This window comes from Microbulbifer halophilus, from assembly GCF_026183675.1.
Taxonomy (GTDB): Bacteria; Pseudomonadota; Gammaproteobacteria; order Pseudomonadales; family Cellvibrionaceae; genus Microbulbifer; species Microbulbifer halophilus.
Map to the genome: position 1 here is coordinate 126,694 of NZ_JAPIVK010000003.1, position 20,378 is coordinate 147,071.

General features: G+C 64.1%; 19 protein-coding genes. 7 read left to right on the forward strand and 12 right to left on the reverse strand.

Features of this window, described 5'->3' with window-relative positions:
- Positions 1-2,091 carry an ATP-dependent DNA helicase RecG gene (gene recG / locus OQE62_RS02630; RefSeq protein ID WP_265720438.1) on the reverse strand — a complete coding sequence of 697 codons (2,091 nt, stop codon included), beginning with the start codon at positions 2,089-2,091 and terminating at the stop codon, positions 1-3.
- A gap of 7 nt (positions 2,092-2,098) precedes the next feature.
- Complete coding sequence (locus tag OQE62_RS02635; protein WP_265720439.1) at positions 2,099-3,022, reverse strand: hydrogen peroxide-inducible genes activator; 924 nt, start codon at positions 3,020-3,022, stop codon at positions 2,099-2,101.
- A 190-nt stretch (positions 3,023-3,212) separates the two neighbouring features.
- Here OQE62_RS02635 and OQE62_RS02640 point away from each other — a divergent pair, with 190 nt between their 5' ends.
- The 3 genes from OQE62_RS02640 (at position 3,213) to OQE62_RS02650 (ending at position 5,673) form a co-directional block, all read left to right on the forward strand.
- Complete coding sequence (locus OQE62_RS02640; RefSeq protein ID WP_265720440.1) at positions 3,213-3,473, forward strand: GlsB/YeaQ/YmgE family stress response membrane protein; 261 nt, start codon at positions 3,213-3,215, stop codon at positions 3,471-3,473.
- A gap of 216 nt (positions 3,474-3,689) precedes the next feature.
- The gene (locus OQE62_RS02645; RefSeq protein ID WP_265720441.1) at positions 3,690-4,571 is read left to right on the forward strand and encodes an NAD-dependent epimerase/dehydratase family protein; all 882 of its coding nucleotides are present in this window, start codon (positions 3,690-3,692) and stop codon (positions 4,569-4,571) included.
- A 79-nt stretch (positions 4,572-4,650) separates the two neighbouring features.
- Entirely contained in the window at positions 4,651-5,673 is a 1,023-nt protein-coding gene (locus tag OQE62_RS02650; protein ID WP_265720442.1) for a zinc-binding dehydrogenase, read from the forward strand.
- A gap of 134 nt (positions 5,674-5,807) precedes the next feature.
- Here OQE62_RS02650 and OQE62_RS02655 read toward each other — a convergent pair whose 3' ends face one another.
- From OQE62_RS02655 to OQE62_RS02675, 5 genes are all read right to left on the reverse strand, one after another.
- A complete protein-coding gene (locus tag OQE62_RS02655; RefSeq protein WP_265720443.1) occupies positions 5,808-6,191 on the reverse strand; it encodes a RidA family protein in 384 nt (127 codons plus the stop codon).
- A 323-nt stretch (positions 6,192-6,514) separates the two neighbouring features.
- Positions 6,515-8,632 carry a bifunctional GTP diphosphokinase/guanosine-3',5'-bis pyrophosphate 3'-pyrophosphohydrolase gene (gene spoT / locus OQE62_RS02660; protein WP_265720444.1) on the reverse strand — a complete coding sequence of 706 codons (2,118 nt, stop codon included), beginning with the start codon at positions 8,630-8,632 and terminating at the stop codon, positions 6,515-6,517.
- A 74-nt stretch (positions 8,633-8,706) separates the two neighbouring features.
- A complete protein-coding gene (gene rpoZ, locus OQE62_RS02665) occupies positions 8,707-8,979 on the reverse strand; it encodes a DNA-directed RNA polymerase subunit omega (protein ID WP_265720445.1) in 273 nt (90 codons plus the stop codon).
- 119 nt (positions 8,980-9,098) lie between these two features.
- Complete coding sequence (gene gmk, locus OQE62_RS02670; protein ID WP_265720446.1) at positions 9,099-9,716, reverse strand: guanylate kinase; 618 nt, start codon at positions 9,714-9,716, stop codon at positions 9,099-9,101.
- Between the two features lie 266 nt (positions 9,717-9,982).
- Positions 9,983-11,227 (reverse strand): sterol desaturase family protein, encoded by a 1,245-nt coding sequence (locus tag OQE62_RS02675; RefSeq protein WP_265720447.1) that lies wholly within the window; start codon positions 11,225-11,227, stop codon positions 9,983-9,985.
- Between the two features lie 213 nt (positions 11,228-11,440).
- Between OQE62_RS02675 and OQE62_RS02680 the strand changes: the two genes are divergently transcribed.
- Positions 11,441-11,986 (forward strand): DUF805 domain-containing protein, encoded by a 546-nt coding sequence (locus OQE62_RS02680; RefSeq protein ID WP_265720448.1) that lies wholly within the window; start codon positions 11,441-11,443, stop codon positions 11,984-11,986.
- Between the two features lie 73 nt (positions 11,987-12,059).
- Here OQE62_RS02680 and OQE62_RS02685 read toward each other — a convergent pair whose 3' ends face one another.
- Complete coding sequence (locus OQE62_RS02685) at positions 12,060-14,117, reverse strand: S8 family peptidase (RefSeq protein ID WP_265720449.1); 2,058 nt, start codon at positions 14,115-14,117, stop codon at positions 12,060-12,062.
- Between the two features lie 464 nt (positions 14,118-14,581).
- Positions 14,582-15,460 carry a YicC/YloC family endoribonuclease gene (locus OQE62_RS02690; RefSeq protein WP_265720450.1) on the reverse strand — a complete coding sequence of 293 codons (879 nt, stop codon included), beginning with the start codon at positions 15,458-15,460 and terminating at the stop codon, positions 14,582-14,584.
- 121 nt (positions 15,461-15,581) lie between these two features.
- Between OQE62_RS02690 and rph the strand changes: the two genes are divergently transcribed.
- The gene (gene rph, locus OQE62_RS02695; protein ID WP_265720451.1) at positions 15,582-16,301 is read left to right on the forward strand and encodes a ribonuclease PH; all 720 of its coding nucleotides are present in this window, start codon (positions 15,582-15,584) and stop codon (positions 16,299-16,301) included.
- Between the two features lie 61 nt (positions 16,302-16,362).
- On the opposite strand, the gene OQE62_RS02700 is transcribed toward rph, so the two are convergent.
- Positions 16,363-17,130, reverse strand: coding sequence for an exodeoxyribonuclease III (locus tag OQE62_RS02700; protein ID WP_265720452.1), 768 nt, complete (start codon positions 17,128-17,130; stop codon positions 16,363-16,365).
- A 116-nt stretch (positions 17,131-17,246) separates the two neighbouring features.
- Between OQE62_RS02700 and pyrE the strand changes: the two genes are divergently transcribed.
- The gene (gene pyrE, locus OQE62_RS02705; RefSeq protein WP_265720453.1) at positions 17,247-17,900 is read left to right on the forward strand and encodes an orotate phosphoribosyltransferase; all 654 of its coding nucleotides are present in this window, start codon (positions 17,247-17,249) and stop codon (positions 17,898-17,900) included.
- A 58-nt stretch (positions 17,901-17,958) separates the two neighbouring features.
- A complete protein-coding gene (locus OQE62_RS02710) occupies positions 17,959-18,573 on the forward strand; it encodes a hypothetical protein (RefSeq protein WP_265720454.1) in 615 nt (204 codons plus the stop codon).
- 96 nt (positions 18,574-18,669) lie between these two features.
- Here the strand turns inward: OQE62_RS02710 and slmA are convergent, their stop codons facing one another.
- Both slmA and argB read right to left on the reverse strand, forming a co-directional pair.
- Positions 18,670-19,275: a nucleoid occlusion factor SlmA gene (gene slmA / locus OQE62_RS02715; RefSeq protein WP_265720455.1), complete on the reverse strand. Its 606-nt coding sequence runs from the start codon at positions 19,273-19,275 to the stop codon at positions 18,670-18,672.
- Between the two features lie 141 nt (positions 19,276-19,416).
- Complete coding sequence (gene argB, locus OQE62_RS02720; RefSeq protein WP_265720456.1) at positions 19,417-20,319, reverse strand: acetylglutamate kinase; 903 nt, start codon at positions 20,317-20,319, stop codon at positions 19,417-19,419.
- Positions 20,320-20,378 lie beyond the last annotated feature (59 nt).

Here is a 20,378-nt window from a genome sequence, read left to right on the forward strand (position 1 = left end):
TCAGGCCTCGGCGTAACGGGGCCTATTCTGCAGCCAGCGGGCGATCAACTGGCGACGGATGTCTTCGGTGAGCGCGGCGGACGCGGCGATTCGCTGCACCTGCGGCAGCAGGTGGGCGTCCCGCTGCAGGTCGGCGACGCGGTGCTCGATCTCGCCGGTCTGGCGGGTACCGAGAATCTCGCCGGGCCCGCGCAGGCGCAGGTCCTCTTCGGCGATGGCGAAGCCGTCGCTGTGTTGCCGCAACGCCTGCAGGCGCGCGCGGCCGTTGCGCGATAGCGGCGTGCCGTAAAGCAGCACGCAATGACTGGCGATGGAGCCGCGCCCCACCCGCCCGCGCAGCTGGTGCAGCTGCGCCAGGCCCAGGCGCTCGGGGTTTTCGATGATCATCAGGCTGGCGTTGGGCACGTCCACGCCCACCTCGATCACCGTGGTGGCCACCAGCAGGTCCACCTCGCCGGCCTTGAAGGCGTTCATGACCCGCTCCTTCTCATCCGGCTTCAGGCGCCCGTGCACCAGTGCGATGCGCACGCCGTCGAGGGCTTCCGCCAGCTCGCTGGCGGTGGTTTCGGCGGCCTGGGCCTGCAGCGTTTCCGAGTCCTCGATCAGGGTGCAGACCCAGTAGGCCTGGCGGGCCTCGGCCACGGCGCCCTGTACCCGTTCCATCACCCGATCGCGGCGCTCGCCGGAGATGGCCACGGTGTTGATCGGCTGGCGCCCGGGCGGCAGCTCGTCGATCACCGAGCAGTCCAGGTCGGCGAAGGCGGACATGGCCAGGGTGCGCGGAATCGGGGTGGCGGTCATGATCAACTGGTGCGGCTGCAGCCGGCCGGAGACGCCGTCGGCGGCGCCCTTCTCGCGCAGTTCCAGCCGCTGGCGCACGCCGAAGCGGTGCTGTTCGTCGATGATCACCAGCGCCAGGTTGCGAAAGCTCACGTCGGCCTGGAAGAGTGCGTGAGTGCCCACTACCAACTGCGCTTCGCCGCTCTCGACAGCGGCCAACTGCCGGCGCCGCTCCGACGCCTTCAGGCTGCCGGTGATCTGCGCCACGCCGATACCCAGGGGTTCCAGCCAGCCGCAGAAGTTGCGCCGGTGCTGTTCGGCGAGGATCTCTGTGGGTGCCATCACTGCCACCTGGGCGCCGGCACTCATGGCGCGCAGGGCCGCCAGCGCCGCCACCAGTGTCTTGCCGGCGCCCACGTCGCCCTGCAGCAGGCGCATCATCGGGCGGCTCTGTTCCAGGTCGGCGGCAATTTCGGCGCAGACGCGCCGCTGCGCGCCGGTCAGGGAAAACGGCAGCCGGGCGAGAAAATCCCGCTCCAGCGACGCGTCGCCGGGCAGCGGCGGCGCGGCCACGGCCGAGTGGCTGCGCCGCAGTTCCAGCAGGCTCAGGTGATGGGCGAGCAGTTCCTCCAGCGCCAGCCGCTGCTGGGCCGGGTGCTGTCCCTCGGCCATCTGCTCCAGGTCGGCGCCCGCCGGCGGCGCGTGCAGGTACTGCAGCGCCCCGGCCAGTGGATAGCGCAGGGTCGACGGCAGCGCATCCGTCGGCAACAGTTCGGTGACGCCGTGCTCGAGCATGGCCAGCGCCTGCTGCACCAGGCTGCGCAGGCGCGTCTGGCTGACGCCCTCGGTGAGCGGGTAGACCGGTGTCAGTGTGTCGGGCCTGTCCGAGGTCTCGGCGCCCACTATCTCCGTTTCCGGGTGGTAGAGTTCCAGGCCGGCGGCGCCGCGGCGGGCCTCGCCGTAGCAGCGAATGCGAACGCCGCGGGCGAAGCGGTTTTTCTGTGCGGCGGTGAAGTGGAAGAAGCGCAGCGACAGGGTGCCGGTGTTGTCCTGCAACTTCACCAGCAGGCTGCGGCGGCGGCCGAAGACCACGTCGGCGGCGCGCACCTCGCCCTCGATCACCGCGTCCATACCCGGCGCCAGCGCGGCGATGGGTACCACGCGGGTGCGGTCCTGGTAGCGCAGCGGCAGGTGGAACAGCAGGTCCTGCACCGTGGCGATATGCAGTTTGCCCAGCACTTGGGCGAACTTGTCCCCGACGCCCTTGAGGGCGGTGATCGGTGTTTCCGCCAGGGATTTTCCTCCACTCACGGCCGGCTCACTGTTCCGTCAGATGGCACTGGCTGATGGCGTCGCGCAGTATGTCGATGGCGCGGTGGCGCGGGAAGCTGGCGCGCCAGGCCAGGGCCACGGTGCGCTGCGGCGCCGGCGACGAGAAGGGGCGGGTCTCCAGCAGGCCGCTGGCGTACTGGGAGGCGGTGGCGGCGGACAGCGGCAGCACGGTGATACCGAGGCCCGAGGCCACCATATGGCGCAGCGTCTCCAGCGAGCTGCCGTCGGCGGCGGTGCGGATTTTGCCGTTGCCGGACTCCCCCTCGATCGAGTGCTGCAGCTGCGGGCAGGCCTCCAGCACCTGGTCGCGGAAGCAGTGGCCCTCCCCCAGCAGCAGCACGTTGTCCTCGGACAACTGCCCCGGATCGATAGTCTCCTGTTGTGCCAGCGGGTGGTCGGCGGGCATCAGCACCACGAAGGGTTCGTCGTAGAGCGGCTGGGTGACCACATCCGGTTCGGTAAACGGCAGCGCGATGATGATCGCGTCCAGCTCGCCCTTGCGCAGCCGCTGGCGTAGCACGGCCGTGTAGCCCTCTTCCACGTACAGCGGCATATCCGGCGCCAGCCGCTGCAGTTGCGGGATGAAGTGCGGGAAGAGGTAGGGCCCGATGGTGAAGATGGCGCCCACCGACAGCGGGCTGGACAGTTGGTCCTTGCCGGCACTGGCGATATCCTTGATTGCGGCCGACTGCTCCAGCACCAGTTGCGCCTGGGCGATGATCTGCTCACCCAGTGGCGTCGCCTGCACCCGGGTCTTGGAGCGCTCGAACAGCGCTACGTCGAGCTCCTTTTCCAGCTTCTTCACGGCGATGGACAGGGTCGGCTGGCTGACGAAGCAGCGCTCGGCGGCGCGGCCGAAATGCTGTTCCTGGGCCAGGGTCACGATATAGCGCAGTTCATTCAGTGTCATGTTTTAGGCAATCAGCTGATTAAAGGTAATAGCAATTATTCATAAATCATAGCCGCTGGCCAGTACCTGGCGCCACACTGGTGCTACCGAAAGCGTCCGTTAGTAAAAATTGCTATTAATCGGACGAATTCGACGATAAAGGCGCAGAATTTTGCTATACGTGTAAGGACACAACGCGAGGAGCACCGTCATGGGCATTTTATCCTGGATTATTCTCGGACTGATCGCCGGTGCGCTGGCCAAATGGATTATGCCGGGGCCGGACCCGGGCGGCTGGATTGTCACCATCGTGATCGGCATCGTCGGCGCTTTTCTCGGTGGCTGGTTGGGGTCGCTGGTGGGGATCGGCGGGCCGGTGACCGGATTCGGTATCGGCGATATCATCACCGCGACCATAGGGGCCATCGTACTCCTGTTCATCTACCGGATGCTGAAGCGCCGCAGTCACTGAAAGCGCGGCAGCGCCGCTTCTGTGGGGCACCTGCTCCGCAGGGGCGGCTATTGCCGAAAAACCACAAAACCCGCTATCAAGCGGGTGTTCTCGAATCGACGGTATGCCTGTGGGGCCCCACTGGGGCTCTTTGTAGCGGGGTTAAAAACACAACAACAAAAGGGGATGACGGCAAGGCGGCGCTACAGCGGTCCGCATTTGCCGTGCACGTCATATATGGAAAAAGAAAAACTCTGGATTTTGGGTTGCGGGGACCTGGGGGCGCGCCTGGCCCTGCAGTTGAACCGGCAGGAGTACAGTATCTACGGAATGCGCCGCAATCCATTGGTGGCGCTGGCAACCAAGCGTCGCGCGGATGTGGTCAATTGGCGCCGCGGCGACGCGACGAAAAAGCGGGACATTGAGCGGCTGCTGGCGGACGGCGCCGACGTGATCCTGGCCACCTTCACCCCGGACGAATACTCTCACGGCGGTTACTGCCGCGCCTATGTCGATACCGCCAACGCCCTGGCCGAGGCGCTTCCCAACCTGCCGCGTCCGCCGCGCCTGTTGATCTGGGTCTCCTCCACCCGGGTCTACGGCCAGAGCGGCGACGAGTTCCTCGACGAGCGGACACCGCCGCTTCCCAACAGTTTCCAGGGCGATATGCAGCTGGCGGCGGAGGAGATCATCGGCAATGCCGTGCCCACCACCTGCGTGGTGCGTTTCGCCGGTATCTACGGCCCGGGTCGCGACCGGCTGCTGTCCCAGGTACGCGCCGGCCGCTGCGCACCATCGCAGCCTCCCCAGTACAGCAATCGTATTCATGTCGACGACGCCATCGGTTTCCTGATTCACCTGATGGAAAAGCACAAGCGGGGCTGGTCGCCGGAGAAACTGTATATCGGCGCCGACAGCATGCCGGTACCCATGCACGACCTGCAGCAGTGGCTGGTCAAGGCGATGGGTTACACCAGTGCGCACCTGCGGGAAATCGTGCAGACCAGCGAGCGCCGCTCGAAGAAACTCAGCAACGAGCGCATGCTGGCCAGCGGTTACGAGCTGAAGTATCCGGACTACAAGGTGGGTTACAGCGCGCTGCTGGAGTCTGAAGGGTGAGGGACAATGAATGCGGAATGACGGCTTCGTGGCAAGTGTGTGCCGTTGAGTGGGGTCCATCGTCGGTCCTCTCGCTTCGATGTCGGCTGTAACCCACCGTACCGTCTGGGCCACGCCGAAAGCCGGCGATATCTCCAGACTGGAACAGAAAACCGAGCCGCTGGGCGCCCTGCCCGATGATCGCGTGCGCGTCGATGTGCACGCGGTGGGGCTCAATTTTGCCGATATCTTCGCCCTCACCGGGCTCTACTCCGCCACGCCGCAAGGCGCTTTTATTCCCGGGCTGGAATTCGCGGGCGCCGTATTGGAGTGCGGCGCCGATACCGCGGGTTTCTCGCCCGGCGACCGGGTCATGGGGGTGACCCGCTTCGGCGGTTATGCCTCGGTAATCGATAGCGAGCCGGATACCCTGATACCGCTGTCGGACGACTGGGATTTCGCCCGGGGCGCGGCCTGGCCGGCGCAGACGCTGACGGCCTGGTATGCGCTGACCAGACTGGGCGCGCTGCGGGCGGGGCAGCGGGTACTGGTACACAGTGCCGCCGGCGGCGTGGGGCTGCAGGCGATGAAACTGGCCCGCGCGCTGGGTGGCGAGCCGGTGGGCACCGTGGGCAGTGCCGACAAGGTGTCCACGCTCGCCGGGGCGGGATTCGACCGTATCCTGGTGCGGGAAAAGGATTTCGCCCGGCAGTTGCAGCGCGAGGCGCTGCAGTTCGAGCTGGTGCTGGATGCCGTCGGCGGGCGCGTGCAAAAGGCGAGTTTCGACGCGCTGGCGCCGATGGGTCGGCTGGTGGTTTTCGGTGCGGCCGAATTTACGCCGAAGGGCAAGCGCCCGGATTACCTCAAGGCGGCCTGGCGCTACCTGCGCCGCCCGCGCTACGACGTCATGGACATGATCAGCAGCAATCGCTCGGTGCTGGCCTTCAACCTGATCTGGCTGTGGGAACAGAAACCGGAGATGCGGGCGCTGCTGGCCGAGCTGGAACGGGTGTCGCTGTCACCGCCACTGGTGGGCCATCGCTTTTCCTTCGACGATGCCCACGCGGCGCTGGAGCTGCTCCGCTCGGGGCGTTCTGTGGGCAAGGTGATTTTGGAATGCTGAACGATGAATGCGGAATGATGAACACGCGATTAGGCATTCTGCAGCAGGCGCAGTCCCGGGTCGCGACCTGACACTTGGTCAGTATCGCCCCGATGGCTGGCAGACACCCCATCCCCCTGTTCCGCATTCATCGTTTAGATAACCATCACCGCTTCCGCCTCGAACAACGCTCCCTTCGGCAGTTCCTTCACGCCCACGGCGGCGCGGGCCGGGAAGGGCTCGTCGAACGCTTCCGCCATGATTTCGTTCACGGTGGTGAAGTTGCCCAGGTCGGTCAGGTAGAAATTCAGTTTGACGATATCGCCGAGGGAGCCGTTGGCCGCCTCGCAGACCGCCTGCAGGTTCTCGAACACCTGGCGCGCCTGGTCGGCGAAGTCGTCGGAGACGATCTCCATGGTCTGCGGGTCCAGCGGAATCTGCCCGGACAGGTAGACGGTGTTGTCCACTTTGACGGCCTGTGAATAACTGCCGATGGCTGCCGGTGCCCTGTCTGTTTTTATCACCGCGCGATTGGGCATGTCTGTACTCCTCCCCGGTTGGGGCCGCTTGCTGAAAAAGAAGGCGGGAGACTATAGCGCGAAATACCGGAATCCGGAACACGCGGCCCAGGATCCGTCGGGTGCACTGTGGATCGGGCCTGTGGAGACTACCGGAGATTGATCCGTAAGCGGGTTCCGGGTCGGCCCTGCTGCCGGGGGCTGTTTGCTCAACAGCCTCATCGGCAATCGTTTCCCAAACAGCCCCCGGCAGCAGGGCCTTCGAATCCGGCTTCGCTATTCTTTTTTGACATTGATCGGCCGGTGCGCACGGCGCACCCTACCGAGGGGCCCGGGCGGGGCTCCTACGGCCGCGCGATGCGAATCACCGCCGGCAGGTTGCGCAGCCGCTTCATCACCCGCGCCAGATGTACGCGATTGCTCACCTCGAGTGTCATGGCGATGACGCTGTTGTGTTCGTCTTTCTCGTCCACGTGGATCTGTTCGATGCTGGCGCCCTCCTCGGTGATGCGGGTGGCCAGGCGGGCGATGATGCCGCGTTCGGATTCCACTTCCACGCGCACGTCGCCGAGGAATTCCCCCTTCACGTCCGGCGACCAGTTCACCGCCATGATGTTTTCCGGGTGTTCGCGGAATTCGATGGTGTTGCGGCAGGTGTCCCGGTGGACCACCACGCCCTTGCCGGAGCTGATGTGGCCGATGATGGTGTCGCCGGGAATCGGCCGGCAGCAGCGGGCGAAGCTGATCAGCATGCCCTCCTGCTCGTCGATGGTCAGCGGCGAGGAGATGTTGCTGGCTTCCACTTCTTCGCTGCCCCGGGGCACCAGCTGCTTGGCCGCGGAGAAGGCCACCTTGTTGCCGAGGCCGATTTCCTCCAGCAGCTTGTCCAGGGTGGAGCAGCGGGTCTCCCGCAGGCCGGCCTGCAGTTGTTCCTCGCTCAGGTCCTGCAGGCGCCGGTTGAACTTGCCCAGCGCCTTTTCCAGCAGCCGCCGGCCCAGGGCCACGGAGTCGTGGTGGCGCTGGTGCTTGAGGAAATGGCGGATGGCGCTGCGCGCCTTGGCGGTGACGACGAAGTTGAGCCAGCTGGGGTTGGGCTGGGCGTTGCGGCTGGTGAGGATCTCCACCTTCTGGCCGCTCTGCAGAGGCTGCGATAGTGGCGCCAGGCGCTGGTTGATGCGCACCGCCACGCAGGAATTGCCGATATCCGTGTGCACCGAATAGGCGAAATCCACCGCGGTGGCGCCGGCGGGCAGGTCGATGATCTGTCCCTTGGGGGTGAAGACGTAGACTTCGTCCGGGAAGAGGTCGATCTTGACGTTCTCGATGAATTCCAGCGAATCGCCGGCGCGCTGCTGCATTTCCAGCAGTCCCTGCACCCAGCGGCGGGCGCGGATCTGGCTGGTGCCGCCGGTGTTGATCACCTCGTCGCCGGCGGCCTTGTAGAGCCAGTGGGCGGCGATACCGCTGTTGGCCATCTCGTCCATTTCCTTGGTGCGGATCTGCACCTCGATGGGTACCCCGTGCATACCCAGCAGTACCGTGTGCAGGGACTGATAGCCGTTGGATTTGGGGATGGCGATGTAGTCCTTGAACTCGCTTATCACCGGTTTGTAGAGGTTGTGCATGACCCCCAGTGCCCGGTAGCTGGCGTCCACGCTGTCGACGATGATACGGAAGGCGTAGACGTCCATGATTTCCCGGAACGACTTCTTCTTGGTGCGCATCTTCTGGTAGATGCTGTAGAGGTGCTTCTCGCGGCCGATCACCAGCGCGTCTATGTCCTCGCGCTGCAGGCGCAGTTCCACCGCGTTCTGGATTTTCTCCAGCAGTTCCTTGCGGTTGCCCCGCGCGGCCACCAGGGCCGCGCGCAGGCGGCTGGCGCGCAGCGGGTAGATGGCGAAGAAGGCGCGGTCCTCGAATTCGATGCGCACGTCGTTCATGCCCAGGCGGTTGGCGATGGGGGCGTAGATTTCCAGCGTCTCGCGGGCGATGCGGGCGCGCTTGGCGGGTTTGAGGGCGCCCAGGGTGCGCATGTTGTGCAGGCGGTCGGCCAGCTTCACCAGGATCACGCGGATATCCCGTGCCATCGCCAGAGCCATTTTCTGGAAGTTTTCCGCCTGCTTTTCCGCCGGGCTGTCGGTTTCGAACTGGGTCAGCTTGGAGACGCCGTCCACCAGTTCCGCCACCTCGTCGCCGAACTGTTCCACCAGTGCGGCCTTGGGTATGCCGGTGTCCTCGATGACGTCGTGGAGCATGGCCGCGGCCAGGCTCTGGTGGTCCATGTGCATGCCGGCCAGTATCGTGGCGACGGCGAGCGGATGGGTGATATAGGGTTCGCCGGAGCGGCGCTGTTGCCCGTCGTGGGCCTGTTCCGCATAGAAGTAGGCGCGGCGGACTGTCTGGATCTGGTCGGGGGGAAGGTACGACGAGAGGCGGTGGGCAAGACTATCGATGGTGTGCAAAGCCGCGCGCGCCTCTCGGTTCGGTGATCAGTTCAGGGGAAATTCAACAGTCCGGTCAGTGCCGACGGGCGGGATCAGCCCAGGTCCTGGTCGGACAGGTAGACCGGTGCCGCCGCTGCGGGCTCGGCCGGTATTTCGTCTTCGTCCGGCTCGTCGAGGATACCGACGTCCACCAGGCCCTCCTCGATCTCGCGCAGGGCGATGACCGTGGGCTTGTCGTTCTCCTCCGGAACCAGCGGATCCCGGCCGCCGGTGGCGATCTGGCGGGCGCGTTTGCTGCCCACGATGACGAGTTCGAAGCGGTTGTCGACGTGCTCGAGGCAATCTTCAACGGTAATACGTGCCATAGACTTTCGATTCCATCTATATTTGAGGCGCCGCGCGCGACGCAGTGGGTGCCCGCCGGGGCGAATTCGGACCGGTTATTCTACCGGACCGCGAAGTGTACGCAAATCGATCAATCGGCTCAATGGCGCAGAAGCTTTTCCAGCAGCCCGCCAAAGCGCTCCTGCTGTTGTTTCAGGCGCTGGCGCTGTGCCAGCACTATGGCCCGGAGTTCCTCCAGCGCGTGCTCGAAAGTATCGTTGATCACCAGGTAATCCGCTTCCGGGTAGTGCGACATCTCGTCGATGGCCTGGTCCATGCGCCGCTCGATCACGCTGTCGTCGTCCTGGCCGCGGCCGGTGAGGCGCTGGCGCAGCGCTTCCTGCGAGGGCGGCAGGATAAAGATGCCCACGGTGTCCGGCATCAGCCGGCGCACCTGGGCGGCGCCCTGCCAGTCGATCTCCAGGATCACATCGGTCCCCTCGGCCAGGGTCTTTTCCACCCATTCCTGCGAGGTACCGTAGTAGTTGTCGAACACTTGTGCGTGCTCGAGAAAGGCGTTCCTGTCCAGCATCTGCCGGAACGCGTCGCGGCTGACGAAATGGTAGTTGACCCCCTCCTGCTCTCCCGGGCGAATGGGCCGGGTGGTGTGGGATACCGACACGGTGAGTTGGCTGTCGCTGTCCACCAGCGACTTCACCAGGCTGGTCTTTCCCGCGCCGGAGGGCGCGGACACGGTAAATAGGGTTCCTGTAGGCACGACTGATCCTGTATCCGGACAAATGCGCGGGCATTATAACCGGCACTGGCAACGGGCAAAGATACAGAGCCGGGAGATTGGCGTCCGGAAAGGGGAAAAGGCCGAGCCCCGGCCGGGTTGGGGGGATGTGTTGGGATTTCCGGCGGCGCAGCCCGCACCATCAAACCGCATGGTGAAGGCGACATCGCCGAGCCCGGCCGGGGCCGCCCGGCGGAAGTTTCCCCGATCACCTCTTACCCCCTGTGATCGGATCGCGCTTCCTGTTGCTAATCGCTAACGGAGGCGACTGTATCCTCTTTACCACTAAATGCCAACCACAGCCATGCCAGTCCGCTCGCCAGCGCGTAGCCGGCCAGCGCCGCGGACAGTGCAAAAGGCAATATCGGCGCCACTGCAAGCAGCAGCCCCAGGCGCGCCAGCTCCCAGTGGCGCGCCAGCCGGTGGCCGTCGAGGATGCGGCCGTTGCTGATCAGGCCGAAGGCCAGCAGGCCCACCGCCAGCAGTTGCTCGCCGTAGGCCATGTCCCGCGCGTACCAGAGCAGCGCCAGGGTGGCGCCGGAATAGCAGAGGTGCTGCGCCAGGGCGTAGAGGCGCTGGCCGCAGCCTATCTGTGGGTCGAAGCGCCGGAAGTCGCCCAGGTCGCAGGAAGGCTCCGGCATCGCCTCCTCCGCGTCCGCCGGTCGGTAGCCGGTGCGCCGGAACCAGAGGGTGAGCTTCTCCCGCCAGCTTTTCGTGTACCAGGCGTCCAACGCCATGCGCCGGTAGTGTTGCAGGTTGGCCGCCAGCGGATCGAAGCTTCTGAGTGGCTTGCGCACACCGTAGATACAGGGCTCCTGTTCCAGCTCCTCTTGATAGCTGCCGAACAGCCGGTCCCAGATAATAAAGACCCCGCCGTAGTTGCGGTCCACGTACACCCTGTTCTGGGCGTGGTGCACCCGGTGGTTGGACGGCGTGACGAAGATCCACTCTATCCAGCGGACTTTGGGGAATTTCTGCGTGTGCACCCAGAACTGGTAGATCAGGTCGATGGCGCCGGCGGTGATCATCAGCTCCGCCGGCAGGCCGATCAGCAGCAGCGGAAGATAGAAGATCCAGCCGATCGGCAGCCCGCCGCTGGGCTGGCGCAGCGCGGTGGTGAGGTTGTAGTCCTCGCTCTGGTGGTGCACCAGGTGGTCGGCCCAGAGCAGGTTGATCTCGTGGGCGAAACGGTGCTTCCAGTAGTAACAGAAATCGTAGGCCACCACCGCCAGCAACAGGTGCCAGGGATTGGCGGCCGTCCAGTTGAAACCGACGGCCTGGTAATAGGGGGTGAGCAGCTCGTAGGCGGGCAGGTAGATCAGCAGGCCCACGCCGGAGCGCACCAGGCCGCTGATGCGGCTCATGATACCGGCGCCGAGGCTGCCGATGGCATCGTTCAGCCGGTACAGGCCCCAGTTGCGCCAGCGGTCCAGCGCCAGCTCCACCAGAACCGAAACCAGGAAAAAGGGAATCGCCAGGGTGACAAGGCTCACGGGTACCTCTTTGTATTTTTTATATCGGTCGATTTGTGGTGACTTTGCCACAGCCGGCGGTGCCGGCCCAGTCGCCCGGGGCCGTATTTTCAAAATCCATCAGGTTTTGCCCGCCCGGGTTGTGGTGCGGGCCGGGGGCTGGAATAATTTTCCCGGCCGGTACAGACGGACTGCACCGGACATAACAACAAGCAAATGGAATAAGGAAGCATAATGACTACAGCCGCCAATCCCTACGCCTCACCGCAAACCACCGACCTTACCGAGGGGCGTGACGAAGCGCCGGCCGAACCCAGGGTCTTCAGCTATGCCGGCCGTCTCGGGCGCATGCGCCTGGTGGCCTACACCTTCTACATGTCGCTGATCACCATGCCGCTGGCGTGGATGGCGATGGGGCTCATGTTCTCCGGCAGCATGGTGCTCGGCGTTCTCACCTATATTGCGGTGTTCGGGGTCAGCCTGGTATTCGGCCTCTCTCTCTACGTGCGCCGCCTGCACGACCTCGATCAGCCGGGTATCTGGGTGTTGCTGCTTGTGCTGCCGCTGGTGAACCTGGGCCTGATGATCTACCTGCTCTTTTTCCGCGGTACCGATGGCGCCAACCAGTACGGCCCGGAGACCACGCCCAATTCCACTGGTGTCAAGGTCGGCTTTGTGCTGACACTGGTGTTTGTGGTGGTGATGCCGATACTGGCCGCAATCAGCATCCCCGCGTACCAGGATTACGTGGAGCGCGCGCAACAGTCACAGCTGCAGTAACCGTGTGCGGATTTTGAGTTGATAATAAAAAAGGGGCGGCCGATCGGCCGCCCCTTCTCTTTGCTGCAGGCTGTTACTGACTCTGCGCATCCAGGGTCACGCCCGAGTAGGTCTCGTAGCCGTAGATGCTGATATACCAAGTGCCCGATTGCGGGTTACTGAAGCTGCAGCTCTCGTCATTGCCCCACTCGTAGGGGCGACAGTCGTAGCTGCTGCTGGTGGGCTGGGAGCCGTAGCGTACATACAGGTCGCCGTCGCCGCTGCCGCCGGACATCTGTACGTCCAGCGTCGACATGTCGGCATTCACCTCCAGGGTGAAGTGCTGCCAGGAGCCCTGGCTGCCGGACAGGTCTGTCTCGGTCCAGCCGGTGGCGCCACTGCCACCGCCACTCTCGTCGAAGCTGCCCACCAGGCTCACGCCGGAGAAACTGCTGTAGGCGCGCACCATCACATAGTAGGTGCCCTCCTGCACGTTGGAAATGCTGCAGGTCTCCTCGTTGCCGCTCTGATAGGGACGGCAATCGTAACTGGAGGTGGTGGGGGCGGAGCCGAATTTCACATAGAGATCGGCATCGCCGCTGCCGCCGGAGATCTGGAACTCCAGGTTGGAGGCGCCCGCCGGTACGTCCAGTGTGTAGTGCAACTCCTCGTCGGTGCTGGCGGCCAGGTCCGTCTCCGCCACGCCGTTTTCCAGCACGCCGTCGCCCGGATCGGTACCGCCGCCGCCATTGGCCGCGTCCACCGCCGCCGCCGCATCGACGATACCGGCACCGCAGCCGCTACAGGACGCGGGGAAGCTGCGCGCCGTGTTCTCCAGGATGGAGCCCACTTCAGACGGGGTGATGCTCGCGTCTACCGAGTAGAGCAGCGCCGCCGCGCCAGCTACGTGGGGGGCGGCCATGCTGGTGCCCTGGTAGAAGGCGTAGCTGTCGCTCTCCGGGTCCTGGCTGCCGCTGTTCAGGGTCGACAGCACGCCGTTGCTGGTGGTGGAGGTGTCGCCGCCGGGGGCCGCCACTTCCACCACGCTGCCGTAGTTGGAGTACCAGGCGCGGCCGCCGGATCTGTCTACCGAGGCCACGGTGACGACGCCGTCGCAGCTGGCCGGGGAGTAGCTGCCGGCGTCGTCGTTGGAGTTGCCCGCGGCCACCACGACTGTGGAGCCGAGGCTGCGGGCCGTGTCGATCGCGTTCTGGGTGGTGCTGCCGCAGTTGCCGCCGCCGCCGAGACTCAGGTTCAGTACCTGCGCCGGGTTGGCGTTGTCGGGTACACCGCTGACGGAACCGCCGGCGCCCCAGACAATCGCGTCGGCGATATCGGAGGTATAGCCGCCGCAACGGCCCAGCACGCGGATCGGTACCACCTTGGACTTGTACGCCACGCCGGCAACGCCGCTGCCGTTGTTGGTGACCGCCGCCACGGTGCCGGCCACGTGGGTGCCGTGCCAGCTGCTGTCGGTGGCCGGGGAGCCGGAGTAGCAGGCGTCGGCCGGGGCCCAGTCGCCCGGGTCGCTGGCGTCGCTGTCGCGGCCGTCGCCGTCCCGGGCTATGTCCGAGTCGGAGATCATGTCGTAGCCCGGCAGCAGGTTGTCCGCCAGGTCCGCGTGCGGGCGATAGCCGGTGTCGATCACCGCCACTGTGACGCCGTCGCCCTGGGTGGTGTCCCAGGCGGCGGGCAGGTTCAGGCCGGCGGTGGCCTCGAAGTAATGCCACTGCTCGCCGTAGCGGGAGTCATTGGGGGTGGCCATGGGCTGCATCAGCAGGTCGGGCTCGACGTATTCCACATTGGGATCCTGCTGCAGGCGGCCGGCAATCGCCGCCAGTTCGGATTTGCCCTTGCGGCCGTCGAGGCGCATCAGCTGTGCGCCAGTGGCCAGGCGACGCATATGCCTGAGGTCCATGCCGGCCATGCGCGAGGCGTGTTCCAGGGCCGCCTGTGACATGCCGGGGCCGCTGCCCATCTGCGCGGAGTTTTTGTATTTGACGATAATGCGGTCGGTCATCGGCGCCGCACTGAAGGCTGCTGCCGAGGGATTGTTTTTTTCTACCGCCGTGGCGAAGGGGGCACTGGCGAGCAGCGCGGCGGCGCTTACCAGTGCGGATTTCCGCAGTAGTTTATTGATTGGTGATTTCATTGTTACTAGATGCTCCATAATTATTTTTGTCGGAGTGCTTTATATTGTGGTTGTTGCACTACCGGTTTGATTCAACTTTTTTAATGTTTTGATTACCCTCCTTAGCTTTTTTCCGCAGTGAATGGCCTGTGAGATCGGCTTGGTTGCGCACCAATTTAGCGCAAAAGTAGCCGTAACATTTATCCTAAGTATTCTCTATAACGGTAATGACCCTCCTTCCCTCAGTGGAAAAATGCCCCCAAAAGTGGATTTTTGTGTCAATAAGTAGATCCTTTTAGTCTAAGGATAAGCCCATATGGAATACGAGAAAGAGGCCGCAGCAGTTTTGCAAAGTGCCGCAAATACAAAAGAAGGAGGTGAGGGGGATAAGGGAGGCCAGGTGGGTTTGGCGGGAAGGGTATATAGCGCCGCCGCGGTCAGTAAAAAAACATTGCGTGCGGCGCCTGTCTCGAAAAATTTTCCGCTTATTCGATATTTTGCACTTGCTCCCGCATCTGCTCGATCAACACCTTCAACTCCACCGCCGCCTGGGTGGTATCGGTGACCACGGACTTGGAAGACAGTGTATTGGCCTCGCGGTTGAATTCCTGCATCAGGAAGTCCAGCCGCCGGCCGATGGCGCCGCCGCCTTTGAGTACGCGGCGGGCTTCGGCGACGTGGGCGTCGAGGCGGTCGAGTTCTTCGTCCACGTCGGCTTTCTGTGCCAGCAGTACGATTTCCTGTTCCAGCCGGTCCCGATCCAGGTCGTCCAGCAGTTCTTCCAGGCGCGTGCGCAGTTTTTCCCGCTGGGCGTCAAGGATCTGCGGCAGCAGTTTGCGCACCTCGGCCACCTGTACCTCTATGCTCTCGAGGCGCGTCTCGATAAATCTGCGCAACTCGGCGCCCTCCCGCTCCCGGTTGGCGGAAAGCTGTTCGAGCGCTTCCCGGAACGCCTTCAGGATCGCGGAGGACTGTTCCTCGGTGTCGGTTTCCGGTTCCGCGATCACGCCCGGCCACTGCAGTAGCTGCAGCGGGTTGAGCGGTGCCGGCCCGTCGATCTGCGAGGATACCCGCCCGGCGGCGCTGACCAGGGCGCGCACCAGTTCTTCATCCACCTGCACTGAGGTCTGCTCGCCGGTATCGGCCTTGAGGGTCAGGCCCAGTTCCAGCTTGCCGCGGGCCAGCTGCTTGCGCAGGGCCTCCCGCAATCTGGTTTCCAGCGGGCGCGCGGCTTCGGGCAGGCGGAAGTGCGGTTCCAGGTATCGGTGGTTGACCGAGCGCAATTCCCAGGTGGCAGTGCCGGTGGCGAAAGAGGCCTCGGCACGGCCGAAAGCGGTCATACTGCGCACTGATTTGCTGCCCATTGCGACTCCCTGAAGGCGTTGACTGTTATCCGGTGGGGGCGGGCATCATAGCATGCCCCCTGCGAGCCGGGTGGCTCAGGGTATACAATGGAGCGCTTTGTAAGAAATGGAGAGGTGGAGCATGCAGCGTCCCAGTGGTCGAACGCCCGAGCAATTGCGCGAGGTGCGCATTACCCGCAACTATACCCGTCACGCGGAGGGCTCCGTGCTGGTGGAGTTCGGCGATACCAAGGTGCTGTGCAACGCGTCGGTCGCCAGCGACGTGCCGCGCTTCCTGCGCGGCCAGGGCAGTGGCTGGATTACCGCGGAGTACGGCATGCTGCCCCGCTCCACCGGTTCGCGCATGGGGCGCGAGGCGGCCCGCGGCAAACAGGGTGGGCGCACGGTGGAGATCCAGCGCCTCATCGGTCGCTCCCTGCGCGCGGCGGTGGACCTGAAGAAGCTGGGCGAGCACCAGATCACCCTCGACTGCGACGTCATCCAGGCCGACGGCGGCACCCGCACCGCGTCCATCACCGGTGCCTGCGTGGCGCTGGTGGATGCGCTGCGCTATATGCAGCGGGAGAAGATGATCAGTACCGATCCGCTGAACAATATGGTTGCCTCGGTGTCGGTCGGCATCTATCGGGGCGAGCCGGTGCTGGACCTGGACTACCCCGAGGACAGCAGCGCCGACACCGATATGAACCTGGTGATGGCGGAAGACGGCGGCATGATCGAGATCCAGGGCACCGCCGAGGGCGCCCCCTTTACCGAGCAGGAGTTTGCGCAGATGTTGGCGCTGGGTCGGGCGGGGATCGATGAGCTGATCGATCGGCAGAAAAAGGCATTGGCGGAGTGACGGAGCAGGGTGCGCACGGCGCACCCTGCGGCTTCGACCAGTGTGGCGCGCGCACCGCGCGTCACACCTCCAGGTCGTAATCCATGATCACCGGCAGGTGGCTGCAGAAGTCGACGTTTTTGTTGATGGCGCCGTACTCGATGCGGTTTCTGAGGCCGTGGGAAACCACCTGGAAGTCCGTGCGCCAGCCGTCGCCCTCGCCCACTTTGCCGCTCGGCCACCAGGTGAATTCGTCCGCGTCTTTCACCACCTTGCGGAAGGCGTCGATGTAGCCGATATCGTTGAACAGCTGGTCGAGCCAGCGCTGCTCGTGGCGCATGAAGCCGGGGGTGTCCTGGTGGTCCTGCCAGTTTTCGACGTCGGCGCGGCGGTGGGCCATGCCCCAGTTGCCGCAGAAGATGAAGTCGCGGCGCTTGCGGCTGATCTTGGTCAGGTGCGCCTGCATGTCGTCGAAGAACTGGACCTTTTTCTCCAGTGAGGACTCGTCGGTGGCCACCGGTGCCAGCAGGGAGCCGATGCTCAGGCGTTCGAAATCCGCCTGCAGGTAGCGGCCGAACATATCCTCGCCATTGGAAAAGCCCATGCCGAAGATGATCGCCTTCGGCTGGCTGCGGGTATAGATGGCAACGCCGTTTTCGTGCGGGGTACCGGAGTCGAAGAAATAGCTGTAGAAGCCGTCCGGGTGGAAGATCGGGTGATCCAGCTCCGGTTCCAGCGAGCGCAGGTCCTGGAGGCAGATCACGTCTGCATCCTGGTCCGCCAACCAATCGTAGAGGCCGCGCTGAGCCGCCTGATGAATGCCGTCTACCGACAGACTCACTATTCGCATTATTAGCCCCTTACCAGCGGACTGTGTATGATTACTAACATTATCTAACAGTCATTCTCCGACAGGTCCCTGCGGAGAAGTCTCCTTTCACCTTAGCCAATAGTTATCAAATTTCCATGCAGCAGTATCAGCGCGATTTTATCCATCTGGCCCTGGATCACCAGGTGCTGTGCTTCGGCGACTTCATCCTGAAATCCGGGCGCCAGAGCCCCTATTTTTTCAATGCCGGCCGATTCCACACCGGCGCCGCACTGGCAGCACTGGGGCGGGCCTACGCCGAGGCGATCATCGCGTCGGGGGTGGAGTTCGATGTCATCTTCGGGCCGGCCTATAAAGGTATACCGCTGGGTGCGGTAACCGCCGTGGCGCTGGCGCAGAAAGGTGTGGACAAGCCCTTCTGCTACAACCGCAAAGAGGCCAAGGATCACGGCGAGGGCGGAACCTTAGTGGGTGCGCCGCTCAAAGGCAAGGTTTTGATCATCGACGACGTGATTACTGCCGGCACTGCGGTGCGCGAGGTGATGGCGGTGATCGAGCGGAACGGCGCCGAAGCCGCCGGTGTGGTGATCGGCCTCAACCGCCAGGAGAGGGCCGGCGAGGACTGTGAACTTTCCGCTATCCAGCAGGTGGAGCAAGAGTACAATATCCCGGTATTCGGTATCGTGCAGCTTGATGATATCGTCAGCTTCCTGCAGGAGGAGTCGCAGGATAGCGAAACCCTGCGGAAAATCGTGGACTACCGGCAGCGCTACGGCGTCTCCAGCCAGTGACCCCGCATCGGTCGCGGCCCGGGACGGCAGCGCGCCGGACAATTCAGTGAGAAGTGCGATGAAAATCGCCCCGTCAACAATATCGCTACTGCTGGCCGCGGCCCTGGCTGCGGGCGCCCCGGCAACGGTGTGCGTCGCCGGGGAGACAGAGTTCGGCGACGATGTGCTCTACCGCTATACCGACGAAAACGGCGTCCAGGTGCTGGACGACGCGGTGCCGCCGCGCTATGTGGCCGGCGGCTACGAGATACTGGGCCGCTCCGGGCGCGTGCTCAAGGTGGTGCCGCCACAGCTGACCGGCGATGAGCTGAAAGAGCAGAAACGCCGCCGGGCGCAGGAAAAGGCGGACCGCAAACTGCTCAAGCGCTACAACAGCATCGCCGATATCGAGAGCGCCCGCTCGCGCAAGCTGGCCACCGTGGAGCAGGATATGGCGATCATGCGCTCCAACATCGTAACGCTCGGCAACCAGATAGAGCAGGAAGAGGCCAAGGCTGCGCGCACCCAGCGCAACGGCGGTGACGTGGTGCCGGAACTGCTGCAGCGCATCGAGGACCTGCGCCAGGAAGTGGAGGTGGTGCGCGAACGCCTGCAGCGGCGCGAAGCCGAGGCGGAGCGTCTGGACAAAGAATTCGATCGCGCCGCGGCGCGCTTTGCCGAAATCGCCGACTAGGCGCCTGCTGCGTAGGATGGGCAAAGGAGCGCAGCGACGTGCCCATCAGCCGCACCGGTGATGGGCACGCTCCGCTTTGCCCATCCTACCCACCCATCAGGGCACCAGCGCCGTCTCCCGAAAGAAACCCGCCATCAGCACTGGCCACTGCTCCGCCCAGTATTCGGTGGGCTTGCGTTTGAAGCCGCTGCGCACGTACTGGACGATACGGCCCTCGGCGCTGGCCATCAGCAGGTTGGCGGCGCCGCCCAGGGGAATGGCCGGGCGCAGTTGCTCGCGCAGTTCCGCCTCGCGCAGAATCTGTTTCAGCTGGGTTTCCAGGCGATCGAAGAACTGCAGGATGCGCCCGTGCAGCCGGTCCGTCTCGCCGGTGAGGGCGTCGCCGGTGAGCAGGCGGGTGATACCCGGGTTGCGCTCGCAGAAGGCCAGCAGCAGGTGCAGGATTTTCTGGCAGCGTGTCAGGGCCGACGGCTCGTCCTGCAGGATCAGGGACACGCGACTGAACACCGTCTCCTCGATAAACTCGATCAGTCCCTCGAACATTTTCGACTTGCTGGGGAAGTGGCGGTACAGCGCCGCCTCGGAAAAGCCCACCTCCCTGGCCAGGGCCGCGGTGGTGATGCGGGCGCCGGGGCTGGCCTCCAGCATATGGGCCAGGGCCTGCAGAATCTGTTGACGCCGGTTGATCTTTTCGCTGCTCATTGACTGCCTTGTAACCCGGGCGCTGCCCGGATGCTGGGTTTCTTGTTATCGCCGAGAGAAGTGCGGCGGCGGAATGCTAACGATTCGCCGCGCCCGCTTCAAATGCTATCCGATGAATAGACGCCCGCTGCGCGTCGGGCTTCAGTTGCCCTCGTTGGTGATCAGGGTGCCGACGCCGGTATCGGTGAAGATCTCCAGCAATACCGCGTGGGGCACGCGCCCGTCGATGATATGCGCCGAGGTCACACCGGCCTTGACCGCGTCCAGGGCGCAGGCGATCTTCGGCAGCATGCCGCCATAGATGGTGCCGTCGGCGATCAGGCCGTCCACCTGCAGGGTGGAGAGCCCGGTGAGTACCATGCCTTCGCTGTCCTGCAGTCCGCCGACGTTGGTCAGCAGCATCAGTTTTTCCGCCTTCAGGAATTCGGCGATTTTGCCGGCCACCAGGTCCGCGTTGATATTGTACGAAGTGCCGTCCTCGCCCACACCGATGGGGGCGATCACCGGAATAAAGTCGCTGTTGATCAGCATATCGATCACATCGGTATCGATGCTCTCCACTTCGCCCACGTGGCCGATATCGATGATCTCCGAGGCGTGCAGGCCGGCGGTTTCGTGTTGCATCTTGAGTTGCCGGGCCCGGATCAGCAGGCCGTCCTTGCCGGTCACGCCCACGGCGCGGCCGCCGTTGGAATTGATCAGGTTGACGATCTGCTTGTTGACGGTGCCGCCGAGGACCATTTCCACCACGTCCATGGTCTCGCTGTCGGTCACGCGCATACCGTCGACAAAGCGGGATTCGATGCTCAGCTTGTCCAGCAGTGTGCCGATCTGTGGTCCGCCGCCGTGTACCACCACCGGGTTCATGCCCACCAGTTTCATCAGGATGATGTCGCGGGCAAAACTGTTCTGCAGCGCCTCGTCCACCATGGCGTTGCCGCCGAACTTGACCACCACCGTCTTGCCGATAAAACGCTGGATATAGGGCAGTGCCTCGTTCAGTACTTCGGCGACACGCAGGGCGGATTTGCTGTCCAGTGACATAGGGTTTCGGTTTCCTTTTTTATGCCGGCGTTTTGCGTCTGTAGTAGCCTGCTTGCAGG